This is a genomic window from Mucilaginibacter sp. OK098, assembly GCF_900142915.1.
Classification (GTDB): Bacteria; Bacteroidota; Bacteroidia; order Sphingobacteriales; family Sphingobacteriaceae; genus Mucilaginibacter.
In genome coordinates, this window is sequence record NZ_FRCM01000003.1 from 567725 (window position 1) to 583943 (window position 16219).

At 41.1% G+C, this 16219-nt stretch carries 11 protein-coding genes; 2 read left to right on the plus strand and 9 right to left on the minus strand.

Going from position 1 to position 16219, the window contains the following annotated elements; all coding sequences use genetic code 11:
* Positions 1 to 7 precede the first annotated feature (7 nt).
* The 3 genes from BUE31_RS12665 to BUE31_RS12675 all read right to left on the minus strand — a co-directional run bounded on the left by BUE31_RS12665 (position 8) and on the right by BUE31_RS12675 (position 6483).
* Positions 8 to 3175, minus strand: a complete 3168-nt coding sequence (locus tag BUE31_RS12665; protein ID WP_073403923.1) for a SusC/RagA family TonB-linked outer membrane protein — start codon at positions 3173 to 3175, stop codon at positions 8 to 10.
* Positions 3176 to 3722: 547 nt separating this feature from the next.
* The gene (locus tag BUE31_RS12670; protein ID WP_073403925.1) at positions 3723 to 4382 is read right to left on the minus strand and encodes an NAD-dependent epimerase/dehydratase family protein; all 660 of its coding nucleotides are present in this window, start codon (positions 4380 to 4382) and stop codon (positions 3723 to 3725) included.
* A gap of 202 nt (positions 4383 to 4584) precedes the next feature.
* Positions 4585 to 6483, minus strand: a complete 1899-nt coding sequence (locus tag BUE31_RS12675) for a 7TM diverse intracellular signaling domain-containing protein (RefSeq protein ID WP_073403927.1) — start codon at positions 6481 to 6483, stop codon at positions 4585 to 4587.
* Positions 6484 to 7071: 588 nt separating this feature from the next.
* Here BUE31_RS12675 and BUE31_RS12680 point away from each other — a divergent pair.
* Positions 7072 to 8256, plus strand: a complete 1185-nt coding sequence (locus BUE31_RS12680) for an alginate lyase family protein (protein ID WP_073403929.1) — start codon at positions 7072 to 7074, stop codon at positions 8254 to 8256.
* An 88-nt stretch (positions 8257 to 8344) separates the two neighbouring features.
* Here BUE31_RS12680 and BUE31_RS12685 read toward each other — a convergent pair whose 3' ends face one another.
* From BUE31_RS12685 to kduI, 6 genes are all read right to left on the minus strand, one after another.
* A complete protein-coding gene (locus BUE31_RS12685) occupies positions 8345 to 9526 on the minus strand; it encodes a chondroitinase-B domain-containing protein (protein ID WP_083619801.1) in 1182 nt (393 codons plus the stop codon).
* Between the two features lie 23 nt (positions 9527 to 9549).
* Positions 9550 to 10716, minus strand: a complete 1167-nt coding sequence (locus tag BUE31_RS12690) for an alginate lyase family protein (RefSeq protein ID WP_073403933.1) — start codon at positions 10714 to 10716, stop codon at positions 9550 to 9552.
* Positions 10717 to 10974: 258 nt separating this feature from the next.
* Entirely contained in the window at positions 10975 to 11766 is a 792-nt protein-coding gene (locus BUE31_RS12695) for a DUF4350 domain-containing protein (protein WP_073403935.1), read from the minus strand.
* Positions 11767 to 11993: 227 nt separating this feature from the next.
* Positions 11994 to 13028 (minus strand): LacI family DNA-binding transcriptional regulator, encoded by a 1035-nt coding sequence (locus BUE31_RS12700; RefSeq protein ID WP_073403937.1) that lies wholly within the window; start codon positions 13026 to 13028, stop codon positions 11994 to 11996.
* Positions 13029 to 13117: 89 nt separating this feature from the next.
* Positions 13118 to 14407: an MFS transporter gene (locus tag BUE31_RS12705; RefSeq protein WP_073403939.1), complete on the minus strand. Its 1290-nt coding sequence runs from the start codon at positions 14405 to 14407 to the stop codon at positions 13118 to 13120.
* Between the two features lie 68 nt (positions 14408 to 14475).
* Complete coding sequence (gene kduI, locus BUE31_RS12710; RefSeq protein WP_073403941.1) at positions 14476 to 15306, minus strand: 5-dehydro-4-deoxy-D-glucuronate isomerase; 831 nt, start codon at positions 15304 to 15306, stop codon at positions 14476 to 14478.
* Between the two features lie 278 nt (positions 15307 to 15584).
* On the opposite strand from kduI, the gene BUE31_RS12715 reads away from it, so the two are divergent.
* A complete protein-coding gene (locus tag BUE31_RS12715; protein WP_083619804.1) occupies positions 15585 to 16208 on the plus strand; it encodes a NanQ anomerase/TabA/YiaL family protein in 624 nt (207 codons plus the stop codon).
* Positions 16209 to 16219: the final 11 nt, after the last annotated feature.

The following is a 16219-nucleotide window of genomic DNA, read 5'->3' on the forward strand; positions in this document are numbered from 1 at the left end:
TTTCCTTTTAAAAAACCACGTTAAATCCTGCTGCTAAATACCTAGGTGTAGGACCGTTGTTTTGCGGATCCCACAAAGGCCAGCTTGAAAAGACATAGGCATTGGTTGCATTGATGAATACTTTTGCACTTGAGATGCCAAGTGGTTTGATCAGCTTTTTGCTGAAAGTATAACCCAGGGAGGCAGTTTGCAACCTTACAAATGATGCCTTGCGCCAAACATTGATGGTTGTACCCGATGAACCGGAATTAAGGCGTGCATAATCATTTATTTGGTTATCAGGTGTCCAGTACGGTAAAACGTACGAGTTCATCCTTGAAAAACCTACGCTGCCCGGGTTGTTCAGGGCTTCATTATACTGCCTTAACTGGCCCATACTTGATACCAGCATAAAAGCAAGATCAAAGTTTTTCAGGAAATTGAATTCATTACGTAACGACCAGTTAAAACGGGGATTGGTAGTGCCAAGAAATTGTTTATCATCATTGGTAAACTTAAAATCACCGTTCACATCCTGCAATTTAAAATCGCCGGGTTTAGCACCGTATTTTGCAGCTTCTGTAGCCTCGGCTGTTTGCCATACACCCAGGATCTTATAGTCCCAAACAGCATTGATATCTTTACCAATAAACCACCCGTTACCGATATCGTCCTTCTCCACATTGGTGGTAACGCCATTGGCACCAGTAACAGGGAAGGCGCCATAAAGATGAACTATCTTATTGCGGTTAAAGAAGAAAGTTCCTGAAGCATTCCAGTTAAAGTTTTCGCTCTTGTAGATCTTTCCTTCAAGCGAAATTTCCATTCCTTTATTATTTACCTCACCAATGTTGGTGTAAACACTTGAATTATTTGAGCCGCCGGGTATATCATTTGAAGAATTAAAGCCCTGTATATCAAGTATGCTGCGCTGAACAAGCATGTCGGTAGTTTTACGGTTGTAAACATCTATCGATCCGCTGAGCCTGTTATTCAAAATGGCAAAGTCCAAACCAATATTAGCTCCTGTTGTGCGTTCCCACTTAAGGTTGTTGTTCTGCAGCGAGCTAACATAAATGGCGCTGTTATTAACTACAGTACCAGATGGGGTTATTGTAGGGTACTTAGGCGTGCTTAATAATGCCAGTGCGATGCTTGGGTCGGCAGTACCGGTAGATAAACGGTTGCCATTTGCACCATAGCCAAAACGCAGCTTACCAAAGTCGAGCCATTTGAAAGAATCACCTTTCGTGAATTTTTCATCGCTAAAAATCCAGGCAGCTGCTGCGGTAGGATATACAGCGCGCGGATGCTCTAAACCAAATGGCGAATAACCATCGCGGCGAACGGTAGCGGTTAAAATATATCTCCCTAACAGGGTATAGTTTATACGGCCCATTAATGCGTCGGCAGTATAAATACGGTCATCGCTGCTTTCTACAGGCAAAGTACCGGCACCAATATTATGATAGCCTAAAACATCGCTCGGGCTAAACTGGGTATTTGATGTGCTTGTATACCAGGTTTGGTACTTTTCTCTATTGAGCAGGAAGGTTGCATCAAAATTGTGGATCCCAAAGGTTTTGTTCCAGCTTAACACGTTATCAATATTATACCTGTAACGATTTTCCATAGTGCGGATAGCGGTACCACCTGACAGTTCATTGGGGTTAGCTACAGGCCGGAAGAAAAAGTTGCGGTAAGACTCAATGGTGGGAGAAAAATTCAAATTGTACTTAATGCCGAACGGAAGGTCAACACGTGCAAAAAGATTGGAGAACAACGTGTTCTGAATTGCCACGTTACTGTTATATTGCGCGCCAAGGAAAGGGTTGCGCTGGTTTAACCCGCTATCATCAGTATCAATCCGGCGTAATGATCCATCCGCATTATAAACATTGCCATAAGGTGATGAATTGATGATCTGTGTCCAGTCGGCTTCGTGGCCATCTATTGCCTGGCCGCTTAGCGGTGTACTTGAATCGCCTTCATTCCTGCTGGCAAACTGGGCATTAACGCCAACGGTTAAGAACTTAGCCACCTTGCCTTCTAAATTTACCCTGAAGCGGCCATCGGTATAATCGCCGCCCTTTATCAGGTTTTGATTTTTTGTATAGTTGCCAGACATGTAATAGCTGGTATTATCCGAACGGCCGGACATGCTTGCTGTATAATCCTGGCGAAAACCGTTCCTGAAAATTAATTTAGACCAATCAGTTACTTTCCCAGCCTGGTAGTTGGCTATTTCGTTCGGGAACAGCCCTAACCGCTGAAGCCAAACCGTAGTTGGGTCGCCGGTAGCTCCATTCAAAAATTGTTGAACGGTTATACCCGCAGGCAGGTTAGACGGATTGCTGTAATAGTAATATGGGTTAGAAGTGTTTGAGCTCCTTGCCCCGTCGGCACGCCAGTTAAGGAAAGCTGTGCCCTGGTAGTATGCCTGGTTTTGCAACAGCTGGGCAATCCCAAAATTGGCATTCAGCACAATTTGCGGTGCGCCCTTTTTACCCTTTTTTGTGGTAATTGCAACCACGCCACCGGCAGACTGTGCTCCGTATACGGCAAGCGCACTCGGATCGCGTAACACATCCATCCTGTCAACATCATTTGGGTTGATATCAGCCAGCTGGCCGGGATAGATAACCCCGTCTAAAACAATTACAGGCTGGTAACTGCCTGACAGAGACGCCCGGCCGCGGATTTGCAGATCGCCTACACCACCGCCTTTGGCAGATGTATTTAAACTAACCACAATACCAGGAATACTTCCTTTTAGGATGTCAGTTACACTGGTTGGGTTATCGTTTTCAAACTTCGCGGCTTTTACACTGGTAATAGCGCCGGTAACATCTTTAACAGCACGTGTGCCGTAACCTATAACTACAACTTCATCAAGTTGCTTGTTTGACTCAGCCAGTGAAATATCAATTATAGTATGGCCGTTTACCGGTTGCTCCTGTGTTGTATAACCAACAAAGCTAAAAACCAGGGTTGCATTACCTGATGCTGTAATTGTGTAGTTACCCTTAAGGTCAGTTACCGTTGCGGCCCCGGTTGATTTATTTTTTACAGTTACACCAGGCATGGATAACCCCTGGCCGTCTTTAACAACACCTTTTACAGTAATATCCTGTGCAAAGGATATTGTTAGCGTTGTTATTAGAAAAGCAAAAATTAGCGTAATTTTTTTCTTCATAATTCAATTATCGTTTAATTAGTTAAGCAGCCAGGCTGCCGAAATTTGCAAACAGCAAACCTGGTTTGCTCCATGCCTGCGCAGATCATACTGCTGCGATCAAAGCGGTTACCTCATTGTCAGCCCTTTTAGTTAAAATGGTTTTTGAATAATAATTGCCCTGTAAATTTAATGTGGAATAAATGACAATTGCAAATGGTTTATTCTTATAAATAACTGAAAATAAGCAACTTAAGTTTGTTTTGATACGTTTTGATCGCGAGAGGCAAACTAGCTAAATAGCTGTTCTAACGGCATTTAGGCTAACATACATCTTATCCGTTTTTCCAGCTGATACGCTTGTTGAACAATAAAAAAAGATGGAAAAAAAATGAGAAAAAATTGGTGGGCAGGAGTATAAAATAAGCAATGGGCATGCTTAATAAGAAACAGGGTAAATTTGTAAGGAATTAGCAGATCATCTACCCGGATTTTGAGCTTTTTGGGATGAATTATACACCTGTTAAAGGCTATAATATGTGCCAATTGCGGGGATTTTGGGCTATAATTACTTCAGCAGACCAGTCATTTCCTGCCAGTGAAATATTTTTACTTTTTCTTTTTGGTTTTTTGCGGCATTCATCATTGCTGTTGCAATGTCCTGACCAGTTATGCCACGGTATTTTTTTAGTGACTCACCTATTATAAGCGGATTAATAAAAGCCCAAACTTTAATAAGTATTTTTTCAAATCTTCTACTTTCCTTCCGCTCTCCCATAATCATTGACGGGCGAAAAATGCAGGTATACTCAAAATTTAGCGAAATAATGTCCCGTTCCGTCTCCCCTTTGGTTCTGATATAAAAAACACCGGAATTTGCATTAGCGCCAACCGCAGTTACCATGAACACTGATTTTGCACCAGCCTCCATGGCGATTTTAGCAGCCTCCACCGGGTAGTCATGATCAATCTGATAATATTGATCTCTATCGGGCGTCTTTTCCCTGGTAGTTCTGATCGTGATAAAAATTTCATCTGCGTCGATCTGCTCTTTTAACATGTGCAGGGTGTGGTAATCAGCGATTAGCTCTTTTAATTTCGGGTGATTAATACCAAGCGTCTTTCTAACTACAACGCTTACCTGTTCGTAATCCTTATTGTCCAGGAGATCAAGTAGCAGACAGGATCCGATAAATCCGTTTGCGCCGAAAATTATTGCTTTTTTCATGTTGTGAGATCATCTGATCAATCGAAGTTCGCGTCAAAGTATACGTTATTAACCTGAGCTCAATTAATAATTGAGGAAAAGTTTGTCAATTAAGGGAGTTGTAAGATCTATTTAAATATCTTACAGTCAAAGTTACTCTTATTCGCAAGAGATTTAGGCGGGTTAAGAGTATCTTCTAACAGGCAAGGAAGCGTGGATCTGATTACATCACTAAAGTGCTCCACCCCTGCTCGTGGCTTTTTTTCCTGGATCTTCTCTTATCCTGCATCACTTTCCTAATGCGGATGGCATAGGCCCAGCACGTGCTTTGCCTGATATTCAGTTTTTCAGAAAGCTGGTGGGAGGATATGGTACCGTTGGTACTGTAAATGAGGTATGTTAAATAAAAAGCTTTATTTATCGGGATACGGTTGTTTTGAAAAATTGTATTATGCAGGGCCGATTCTTCATAACTGCATTTTGTACACCTGCGGCTGTGCGGGAGTCGTCCGGCGCAATAGGTACTATTTTCACAGCGGGTACATGTAAAGCCATCTTTCCATTTTAGAGCAGATAAAAACCTGAAACAGGTTTCCTGGTCGGGGTATTTTGCACTAAACTCTTCAAAGTTTAATTCTGTTGATAAAGCTCTCGACTCCGTAACTTTCTCAATATTTGTTTTCAGCTGCACATTATCTTTCTCAAGCAATACGTTCATCCTTGAAATCTCGCCTGCCTGTTGTTCCAGTTGCTGGTTTACGATCAATAAGATCCTGTTTTGTCTTTCTATGATCTCTTTTTGATCCTGTACTTCGTCTGATTTCTCAACCAACTCCCGGGTCCTTACATTTACCTGTTGCTCAAGCTCCCGGTTGATAGAATCTTTAAGGCTGTTGTTAAGCTCCATTTGATAAATGGTTTGTTCGCGGGCGTCATCCTTTTCTTTTCTTAATATGCGCACCTGGTCGCCAATAGCAAATGATAGTAAAATCATTTCAACAACAAAACAAAGGCTAAGGCTGTAATAACTAACCGGAGCAGGAAGAAAATAGGTATACCCCAGGGCACTAAGCGCCTTTACCGTAAACCCAAGAAACAGAATGGAATAAGCAAGGACGAAAAACCTTGCTGATTTGAATCCGTTTTTATAGATATACACACCGGTAATAAACGCTATGGATAAAGGGATGATATCTACAAACTTGTAAGCAAACAGCGATTTGTTAAAAAACAGGCAATATAAAAAGTAAGCTGTCCGTACTGCAATTACATAATTAATAAGCCAGTAAAACCGGGGGGCTCTTTGTTTAACCTGTAACAGCTCTTTACTAAAGATCAAGGCAAAAATACTTGCAAGATAAAGTGCAATACCATTACCATAATGATTAAACATCGGGTAGCCGGGCCATAGGTATTGAAATGCTATACCATCTGCGCTCATTTCATATAGGCCAATACTTAAAATGTAGAATACGTAGTATAAGTATTGTTTCTTTTTAACAGCAAAAAACATCAACAGGTTATGGAAACAAAAAATCAGGATCATTCCATAAAACAGGCCAAAGGTTAGGTACTCATTCAGGGCGTAATGAACAAAGTAGTCCATTGTGCGGTATACAATAATTACGTTAACCACGTTATGCGACTTTACTTTAAAATAATAAGTGTAATCTCCTTTTTGGCTGTCTTTTATTAAAAATTCAAAGTTTTTGTGATGATAAAGCCTGCTGCTAAAGTCATGATTAGCACCTGAAATACTTTCAGTATAATTTCCGCCTGCCTCGGGCAGATAAGCCTTTACCTCGTCCGTTGTTTGATCAAAGAGCTCTATAATGCTATTGTTAATGCTCATTGACTCGGTAAAACGAACGTTAACACGAAACCAGTAAGTATACTCATGGTTATTGTTCCGGGGGTAATAAGTCTGATTTTTTTGGAACCCGGAACGGAGCTTTTTAATGTCAGAAAAAGTTAAGCGGTTGGTGTTGTCTTCCAGGTACTCAATCTCATTCAGCGTAAATTTGTGTTGCTGAACACTTTTATCGATCCTCAGTATAGGCTGCGCATGCAAGGAAAACACGGCAAAGCACAAATAGTATATAAACAATAATAACTTCTTCAATTCAGGTAGCGGTTAGTTCAAATTTTCATACTGCTTATGGTACCGGTGTTAGTAATATGGCTGTCTCAAAAACACAATAATATTGTTTCCAATCTTATTTGAAAGGGGATTAGTTTGGAGACTAAAATATTTACTGAGAACTGGTTTATACCTATCAAATATAATCAATTGCGAATTATTTATCCTCATTTTATGATGGATTTTTAACCCATTACCCCAACTAAAGGCAAATATTACAGTGCGAAGCAAAACAGGTTTGATTTCTTTAAAGTAAAATGTGCGGCAAGCGTATCAAAAGAAAAATTTTTAAAAAAAATTTAAACCGATTCCGCTCTACAAATACTTTTCTATCGCTTTATCACCTTGCGCACAAAGCGTATCAGTTGATTTATATCTTGTTAGTAATCAATAACTTACAGTATATTTACTTTATGATTTTTTGTATTTGATGAACATATTACCGATTTGTAAGACCGCTTCTCCTTTTAAAAGGCACTTCAGCAGGGTTAAAAAAAGAGCGGCAAATACGGGCACAATAGTATCACATTCGAAAAACCATTATTAACCAAAAATTAACCAATATTAATTATGAGAAAGCAAAGGTTTAATTATTTTATCAGTGCAGTTACCGCTGTGTTTTTAATTTCGGTATTTCTGATAAACTGTACAAAAAAAGAGGCTGCAGACCAGCCTGCTCCAGGTAGCGAGAAAACATCAACAAAATTAAAAACTGATGCAACCGGTTTTATACATCCCGGCATCCTGAACACCCAGGCAAGCCTGGATTTTATTGCCGGCGAAGCTAACAACACTTCAACTCAGCGCTATACCGATTACACCAACACGGTACTTGTTTATTGTAACAGCCACTCGCCAAGCGGCCAATATAAAAGCAATGTGGTTGTTGCCGGGGGTGTTACCACTCCTGATGAAATAAGTTTCAAAGGCGATGCCTTGTTAGCTTACGCGCTGGCACTACGCTGGGCCAAAACAGGCACTGCTTCATACGCTACTACGGTTAAACAAATTTTGGACGGCTGGGCAAATGCCTTCAGAACTATGAGCGTTAGCAGCGGTAATGCCGCTCAGGCTACTCTCGAAGCATCATGGGCAGCGCCAACATTTACGGCAGCAGCCGAAATTATTAAGTTTTATATCCCTGCCAGCGGGCAGGGCGCCGGCTGGACCACTGCAGAGAACACCCAGTTTACCACCTTTTTAAACCGGCTAAAAGATCAGTATATTAATCATGTTGCCGACCAGCATTATAACAATAACTGGGATGTATCTTCAGGTTATGCAAAAATGGCTATTGGTATTTTTGAAGACAGCCAGACTGTTTACCAAAATGGTTTAACCATTATAAAAAATATGCTCCCGCTTGTTATTGCAGCAGATGGCTCAATGGACAATGAGATCTGTGGCAGTCATAATGATTGTACACATTTTCAATATTCCCTTACCGGTTTTACCTACGCTGCAAATATTGCAACCATACAGGGCGACCCTTCTGTTTATACCGCAAGCAATAGCAGATTGCTTACCGGGTACAATTATCAATATGGGCTTTATCAGGGTACGTCGCATCCAAGTTGCGGACAATCATGCTCGCCTAACGGAGCTACAGTATGGCCAGGAATTGAAATTGCAGACAGGCATTATCATACAACTGAAACCTCATATATCAGAAATCTTGATGACCCATATGGACTTCCGGGTGGGGATCTCGGCTTTCTTGGCTGGACTACTTATACACATCATAACGTTCCGTGAAACCGGAACTATTAAAATTTGAGATCATTTAAACAAGATAGTGCTGGCTAACCAGCACTTATCTTGTTGCCTTAAAATCAAATAAACATCAATTCTCATTATGCATAACCGGCACTTTTGTATCGGTTATTGTATTATCAACCAGCGTATTATTAAAAGGTGCAACATCCTGTACCGTGCGCGATGGGTATTTAGCCGTATCAAACTTCCCTGTCCAGTCGGCGTTTTTGCTATCGCCCAGTAAAATGCCGGTACCGCAGTAGGTAATATGGTTGCTTTTTACCAGGCAATCGCTCGCTGCAATATAAAACCCGATCTCTGTTTTCCCTTTAGCCATGCCGTACATCAGCCTGATCCCCGTAGGTAATTTATTTAACCAATTATTGGTAATGATATGATGTGTTCCGTTTATTCGGATCCCGCCTTTGCCGCCTTCAAACGTATTACTGTCTATCAGGCAATCGTGCCCGCCGCGCATAACCAGTTCGCCATGGCAGTCTTCAAAATAGTTATGAATATAGCTGTTGCCCGAGCTTTTGTTACTGATAACTTCCGGCTCCGCGCTGCAACGGATAAAGCGGTTATCACGCACAATGCTCCGGGTGTCCTGGTTACCTAACAATACCGGGTCCTGGCCTATCTGTACACATTCGCCGCCATTGTAAACTTTCCACGTTACGCTGTCTTTATCTTTAAATTCGTTATGGTCAACCATTGTAAATAAGGGGGCTGCCTTGGCTGTAACCTTAACCTGTAGCTCCTGGTTATTTATGTTGCTTATAAAATTACAATGGTCTACCCTGTTATGCTCTCCTATTCCTGACACCACAACAATTGGCATAAATTGCGTTTTTACTTCATTTTTGGTGAAAGTGCAATCAGTTATACGGCAATACTTTGAATCTTTCAGTTCAATTAAAACACCGGTATTCCCTTGTCCTTTAAACAGGTTACAGCCGGTAAAATTTAATCCTGAAATTACCGTATAGCTTCCCGTTAGCTGAAATACAGGATTATTTACCTCTCCTGAAAATATAACCTTTCCGGATGATTGAGCCCTTATGATAACCGGTTTAGCAGCCGTTCCGTTAATTTGGGCAACTGCCTCCCAGGCATTATAGTTACCATCGGCAATTACAATTTCATCGCCGGCCTCCGCTGTACCAGCTGCTTTTTTAAACTCATCCGGGTTGCTTACTTTATAAATTTTGGCTGATGCGCTGGTAAGGATGCAGAACAGGCAACTCATCGTTAATAACAAATTCCTCATATTAAGCTATTAATTTGTTTAATTTAAAACCAAATCAGTGGGTGTCTTACCGGCAAATTTCTAATTATCTCTTCATCCTGCGGTTCATGATCAAGCTGCTTCCAGGTTGTTAACCAGTCAGTATTTTGATAAGCCATTGCTCCAAAAACAAGAGATGGCCCGGCAACCGGCCAGCTTTCCCAATGCATTACATCATGTGGGTAAGGCCATTTATTTTTATCTCTCAAATAGGGATCTAAAAACTCAATGCCTTTTTTTATTGATTTGCCATCACTGGTGCTATAATTCCACAAGCTATTTTGTTTAGTGTTGAGGATGCTGCAGATGGTTGTCATAGCATCAAGGTTAAATATTGAATAACTGTATGGCTTTGTGCGTTTAAGCTCGAGCGGGAAACTGCCGTCGGTTGCCATTTGGGTTGGCAACAGTATTTCCTTATAACGATCTGTGCAGAGCAGCAGCAATTTATTATTTTCTGTAAACCTGGCAAAACAGGCAACCTGCATTACCCAGCATGTGCCATGGTTATTTTTGGCATTCATTTCATCTTTACCATACGGGTGTGTTGTAAGCCATTTAAGATATTCATCAAACCATAATTTAATAACCGATAAATTTTGTTTGGTTATGGCTGATGAACCCTCCATCGCCATGATGCCCTGCGCCACTTCCATTAATTGTATCGTATCAATAATACCTATTCCCCTGCCGGTTGCCACGCCTTTAATGGCCTGGGCATATTGCAGGTTTGGGTTCATCAGTGTTTCAGGCTGAATGAACCAGGCCTGTAAATGTTTTACAGCCTGTTTTACATATTTTTCATCATGGGTAATTTTATAGGCCGATGCCAATGCACCTATAATACGGCTAAAACGGATCATAGCTAAACGGTGCGCTACAAAATTCTGCAGGTTGGTCATACCATCTTTCTGAAGATAAGGTCCATCCGGATTGGAAGGATCAGGCCACCAGTAATCGCCTTCAGAATAATAATCATGTTTTCCACCAGCGCTTCGCAGACTTGTTTCTGCTGTAATAGTTACCGGCTCCTGCATTAAGGCCCAGGCCGCTTCTTTCAAAATATATGGTCGTAACGTAGCTTCAACCTGTTGTTTAAAAGAGTTGCCGGTTGTAAAGCCACAAAGCAGAAATACAATAAGGCACAAAGGAAAAAGGATTTTATGTCTCATTATTTATAAGTTTAAAAACTGCACAGGCGCATTTTATAGCGCATGTTTACCAGCTGAAACCCATCTGTTTAATTACCTGAGAAATTAAAACCAGGATAACCGACCCTGCTTTACGCAAGGCCGGTAAACTGGCAATTAAATCGACTACTCAATATTTTAATAACCGGGGGCAGCTTTTTATTAGCATCAATTTCTGGTTGAGGTAATGGCAGCAACAGTTATTCCTTCATTGCCATAATCAAGTTTTATTGAATTAGTTTAATGTTTATAGTGGCTATTGGCAAGTGCGTAATTGACCAGGTCAATGGCCGCCTTATCATTATCAAAACCTATCGGCAACCGGCCGTTAACATATTCATTGTACAGCCATGGGTCGCCTACGGCAAATACTGTCCCCTTACCATATTTACTTATAGCAGCTATTACAGAGCCGTTGGCCGCTTTTAACGCGGCTGTTGCGCCTCCTTTTAAGCCGATGCTGCAAACATCTTTCATGAATGCTTTTTTAGCTGTTTTAAAAATGGGGTTATTGTTTATTAATACTGCCCCGTCATCAAAGTGGGCATCATCAATAACATGGTTTTGCAGGTCGTTATTAAAGTGCATGCCAAAGCGCTCAGCAAGTGTGTTAAAATGCTCTAGCTCTACATTTACGCTATCATTTGCCATTAAGATAAGAACACCGCCTGCTTTTACCCATCCGGCTATTTGTTCTACATCGATTTTTTGAATATAATTAGGTTTAGGGTTATCTTTTAAATTATCCGGGTCAACAATAATGTATACTGCTGTCGCCCGTAGGTTTTTTGCCGTTGGCGCAGCATCCAGGCTGGCTAAAACAGCTCCTTTTGATTTGAAGACTTCACCCAGAACAGAGAACCCTGAATTGGCCGTATCCTCCCACATATAATGAAACCTTTTTACCTGGCCTTCTTTTGTAATATATGTTTCGTGGTTAAAATAGTAGTCGAGCGTTACGGTTTGCGCCGTTGCGTTTTCTATCGCAATTAAAAACACGAAGAGTATAGTGAAGAGCAACTTTCGTTTCATTTCAAATAAATATTTAATAGGGAGACAGGGTTTATAATTGGAATATGTATAACTGCTCTTTATCAAAAATACCTTGATTACATTACTGTTTGCAGGCTTTTGAAATATTTATTTACGATATCGTTTTCGCTGTTGCAGATAAACCGTACAAATTGAGCATGAAATAAAAGAAAGATTGCCCTTTTACTTCCGAACACTAAGGCCATTTGGAACTGAAAAGCCCGCGGTTAATTTTTGCGGGCGGTTGACATTCGGATAAACAATTGTGTGGGTAATACGAGTGTTTGAAATTCAGTAACCGGCCTTTTGCTTAATATAAGATTTAAAAGCATTTCTGTTGCTTTTACACCCATTTCAAAACCAGGTTGGTAAACAGAACTTAATGAAGGGTTAAGCACATCAGCCAGCATGGTATTCGTATAACCTATCAGGGCTATCTCTTCAGGGATCTTTATCTTCATCTTATTGAGCAGGTACAGGGTGGTGGTGGTGATCCTGTCTGATGTTGTAAAAATGGCCTCAGGTTTGTCTTCCAGAGAAAGCAGCTCATTTAATGCGCTCTCAATTTCATTCTCATCCCTGCCTCCGTGCGAGCAATGTTTAATGTAATAATCAGGAATAGAAATTCCGGCCTCTTCCAGCGCCCTGTTATAGCCGGCAAGCCTTTCCCGGGTGATTGATATATTTGGCGGACTTGTAATATGAGCTATCCGGGTATAGCCTGATTCAATCAGGTGGTGGGTAGCGTCGTATCCGCCTTTAAAATTATCGGCAATTACTTTGTGCGTTTCTATCTCGTCGCTTACGCGATCAAAAAAAACGATAGGCAATCCCTGGCGGTGTGGTTTTTGTAAGTGTTCAATATTCTTGGTCTCGGTGGATAAAGATATAAGCAACCCATCAATAGAACGATGCATCAGGTGGCCCACATTTTTTACCTCAAGGTCAAAAGATTCATGCGTTTGCGTAATAATAACGTTAAACCCGGCGCTGTACGCAACAGATTCAATACCATTGATCACCTGCGAGAAAAACTGGTTCTCGATAGTGGATACAACAATACCTATTGATTTGCTATGGCCCTGTTTTAAACTTTGAGCGATAGGGTTAGGCCTGAAGTTATGTTCTTCGGCATAAGCATTTACTATTTTTTTTGTGTTCTCACTAATTTCATGGCTATCTCTTAATGCTTTTGAAACTGTTGATACTGACAGATTGAGCTCTTTGGCAATGTCCCTTATTGTTAGAGCGTTGAAATTCATAGCGGTTAGCTGAAAGCAATCGCGACTATATTGTGCTTAGCTGTTCACCAATATAAATAAACTTAAGTATATAAGGAAATTAATTAAGGTTACAGCTTTACCACCTTCATCCTTGGGGTTAATAAATGCATGATCACCCAGGCCAGCATATATGCTAAACCGCAAATAATGAAAATGATATTATACCCGGCTGTAATATTACCGGCTTTTTTGGCAGTATCCAGTATAAAGCCAATAAAAAACGGGAATAAAGTCCCTCCTACAGAACCGGCCATCCCACCGATCCCGACTACGGAGCTCAACGCTTTTTTAGGGAACATGTCAGACGCTGTAGTAAATATATTGGCGCTCCAGGCCTGGTGTGCTGCCGCCGCAAGGCTAATAAGCGCTACGGCCTGCCAGATATTGGTTGCATAACGCGCGCCAATTATAGGAACAACGCAAACCGCAAAAATAAACATAGCTGTTTTTCGCGCCTTAAAAACAGGCCATCCTCTTTTTATGAAATAGGATGACAAATAGCCGCCCCCAATACTGCCGATAGTAGTTGCGGTGTAAACAATAACCAATGGCAAGCTGGGTTTTTTAAGATCTAAATTAAAGGTGCTTGAAAAATAAGAGGGCAGCCAAAACAGGAAGAAATACCATATTGGGTCGCTTAGTAATTTACCAACAATAAAGGTCCAGGTTTGGCGAATGGTGAACAGCTTTGCCCATTTAACTTTACCGGTTTCGGGTTCGGTAATGTCCTCATCAGTATCGCTGTCGATATAAGCTATTTCTTCCGGGCTTACTTTTTTATGTTTAGCCGGGATCTCGTAAAAAAACCTCCAGAATATAAGCCATATAAAACCAATGGCGCCTGTTATAATAAATGCCATCTGCCAGCCATAAATACCCAATATCCAGGGCACCATTACCGGGGCAACCACCGCACCTATATTAGCCCCCGAATTAAATATACCCGTTGCAAACGCGCGTTCTCTTTTGGGGAACCACTCGGCAACTGTTTTTATTGCAGCAGGGAAGTTTCCGGCCTCGCCCAAACCTAATAGGGAGCGCACTACGCCAAAACCGAATGTGCTTTTTACAACTGCGTGCAGCATAGCTGCCACACTCCATACCACTAACGAAAGCGTGTAGCCAAGCTTAGTGCCTATTTTATCAATAAAATTCCCAAACACTAACAAACCAATTGCATACGCTGCGCTAAAAGCCATTACGATATCGCCGTAATCAGATTCTGTCCAGGCAAATTGCTTTTCGAGCGTAGGTTTTAACAGGCCGATCACCTGCCTGTCCAGGTAATTAATTGTTGTGGCAAAGAACAATAAAATTACAACCACCCACCGGTAATTCGTCTTTTTATTCCCGTTCATATGATTGTATTTTAATAGCCTTGTCCACCATATTAATTGTAAAGTCTTAGCGCTCTTTCTATAATTGGTTATCTTATTTCTTCAATACCGATGGCATCCATGTCGGTATAATCCAGGTTCTCTCCGGCCATACCCCATATAAAACTGTAGTTACATGTGCCCGAGCCTGAGTGCATGCTCCACGGCGGAGATGCTACTGCGCCATAGTTATCAATCAATATATGCCTGGTTTCTGTTGCTTCGCCCATATAATGAAACACGCGCTGCCCTTTGGGAATATCAAAATAAAAATAAGCCTCCATCCGGCGGTCATGTACATGCGGGGGCATGGTGTTCCAAACACTTCCCTCGTGCAAAATGGTTAAACCCATAACCAGCTGGCAGCTTTGAATCCCCCCGGTATGGATATATTTATTTATGGTGCGTCGATTGGCCGTTGATTCACTGCCTGCGCTAAACTTTTCGGCCTCTTCTATCGTCATTAACCTGGTTGGCCAGGTTTGATGTGCCGGCGATGATAACAGGTAAAATACCGGCGGATTTGCAGCATCCTTCGCAATAAAAGTTACTTGTTTGGTTCCTTTGCCTATATAAAGACAATCCAGTTTTTTTAACTGGTATATGGTACCGTCGGCATTCACCTCGCCGTCACCGGCTACGTTAATTATGCCTATTTCCCGTCGCTCTAAAAAGTATTCCGCTTTAAGATTAGTGTAGTTTTCTAACGCGATAGTTTCTGTAACAGGATGCGCCACTCCAATTATCATACGGTCATAATGCGTATAAGCGCAGTTTACCTGGTTAGGGGTTACCAGGTTATCTAATAAAAAACGATCACGTATTTTTTCTGTCTGATAAGATTTAAAATCATCAGGGTGCACACTATGTAGTACTTTCAAAGCCAGAGCTGTTTAAGGGTTAAACTTTTATAATTGTTCAGCAAGTGTACAACTATGACATTTGAATTTGAAACAAACGGCCCGTTATTTCTACGCAAACGTTATCGAAAACTTTTGATGTGCCAAAACCAGCGGCATAGGGCCTAACTATTACGTTTGCGTAAAATTATTGCCTAAAACGCAATTGATTTACAGGAATACATTGTAATATTGACCGGTAGTGGAATTGTTTTGCTAATAACAAACACTATTACCTGATAATAAACCAATTATTGAACATGAAAATTAAACCTGTATTTCAGCTGTTTTTGGCTGTAATGAGTTTTGCAGTTATGAAAAACAATGCGACCGCCCAGCAAATAAAAAATGTGTCAGTTAATCTTTCCGTTGCCGAAAAATGGCTAAAAAGCAAGGAGTGGAACGGGCATATCAAGCTTAATGTTCATGAGTCTGTTAACGCGACTGAGTTTTATGAGCAGTACCATGCTAATAAGGCTGTTTGGGATAAAGTGTTCCTGTTTTTAAAGACGCATAACCTTGACACGCTTAGTGCCGGTAAATACCCTATTGATAGCGAAAATGCTTATGCCAGTATTACCGAAGCACCTTCTAAAGAACTTGACAAATCTGGCTGGGAATCGCACAAAAAATATATCGACCTGCAATATGTAATTAAAGGTAAAGAACAAATTGGCGTGGCCTCGGTAAGCACTGCAACCGTTACCAAACCTTATGACGAGGCAAAGGATGGAGCTGCCTACACTGCAGAGGGAACCTATTATACAGCGGAACCCGGAACATTTTTCTTGTTTTTTCCGCAGGACGCACATCGCCCGAACATTAAGGTTGCCGGGTATGATGTCGTAAAAAAATTGGTGATAAAAATTAAAGTGGCTAACTAAGGCCACGTTTT

Excerpts from the sequence above, each read along its gene's own strand:
- BUE31_RS12665 (WP_073403923.1), bottom strand. The coding sequence starts at position 3,175 with ATGAAGAAAAAAATTACGCTAATTTTTGCTTTTCTAATAACAACGCTA.
- BUE31_RS12670 (WP_073403925.1), bottom strand. The coding sequence starts at position 4,382 with ATGAAAAAAGCAATAATTTTCGGCGCAAACGGATTTATCGGATCCTGT.
- BUE31_RS12680 (WP_073403929.1), top strand. The coding sequence starts at position 7,072 with ATGAGAAAGCAAAGGTTTAATTATTTTATCAGTGCAGTTACCGCTGTG.
- BUE31_RS12685 (WP_083619801.1), bottom strand. The coding sequence starts at position 9,526 with ATGAGGAATTTGTTATTAACGATGAGTTGCCTGTTCTGCATCCTTACC.
- BUE31_RS12690 (WP_073403933.1), bottom strand. The coding sequence starts at position 10,716 with ATGAGACATAAAATCCTTTTTCCTTTGTGCCTTATTGTATTTCTGCTT.
- BUE31_RS12695 (WP_073403935.1), bottom strand. The coding sequence starts at position 11,766 with ATGAAACGAAAGTTGCTCTTCACTATACTCTTCGTGTTTTTAATTGCG.
- BUE31_RS12700 (WP_073403937.1), bottom strand. The coding sequence starts at position 13,028 with ATGAATTTCAACGCTCTAACAATAAGGGACATTGCCAAAGAGCTCAAT.
- BUE31_RS12705 (WP_073403939.1), bottom strand. The coding sequence starts at position 14,407 with ATGAACGGGAATAAAAAGACGAATTACCGGTGGGTGGTTGTAATTTTA.
- BUE31_RS12715 (WP_083619804.1), top strand. The coding sequence starts at position 15,585 with ATGAAAATTAAACCTGTATTTCAGCTGTTTTTGGCTGTAATGAGTTTT.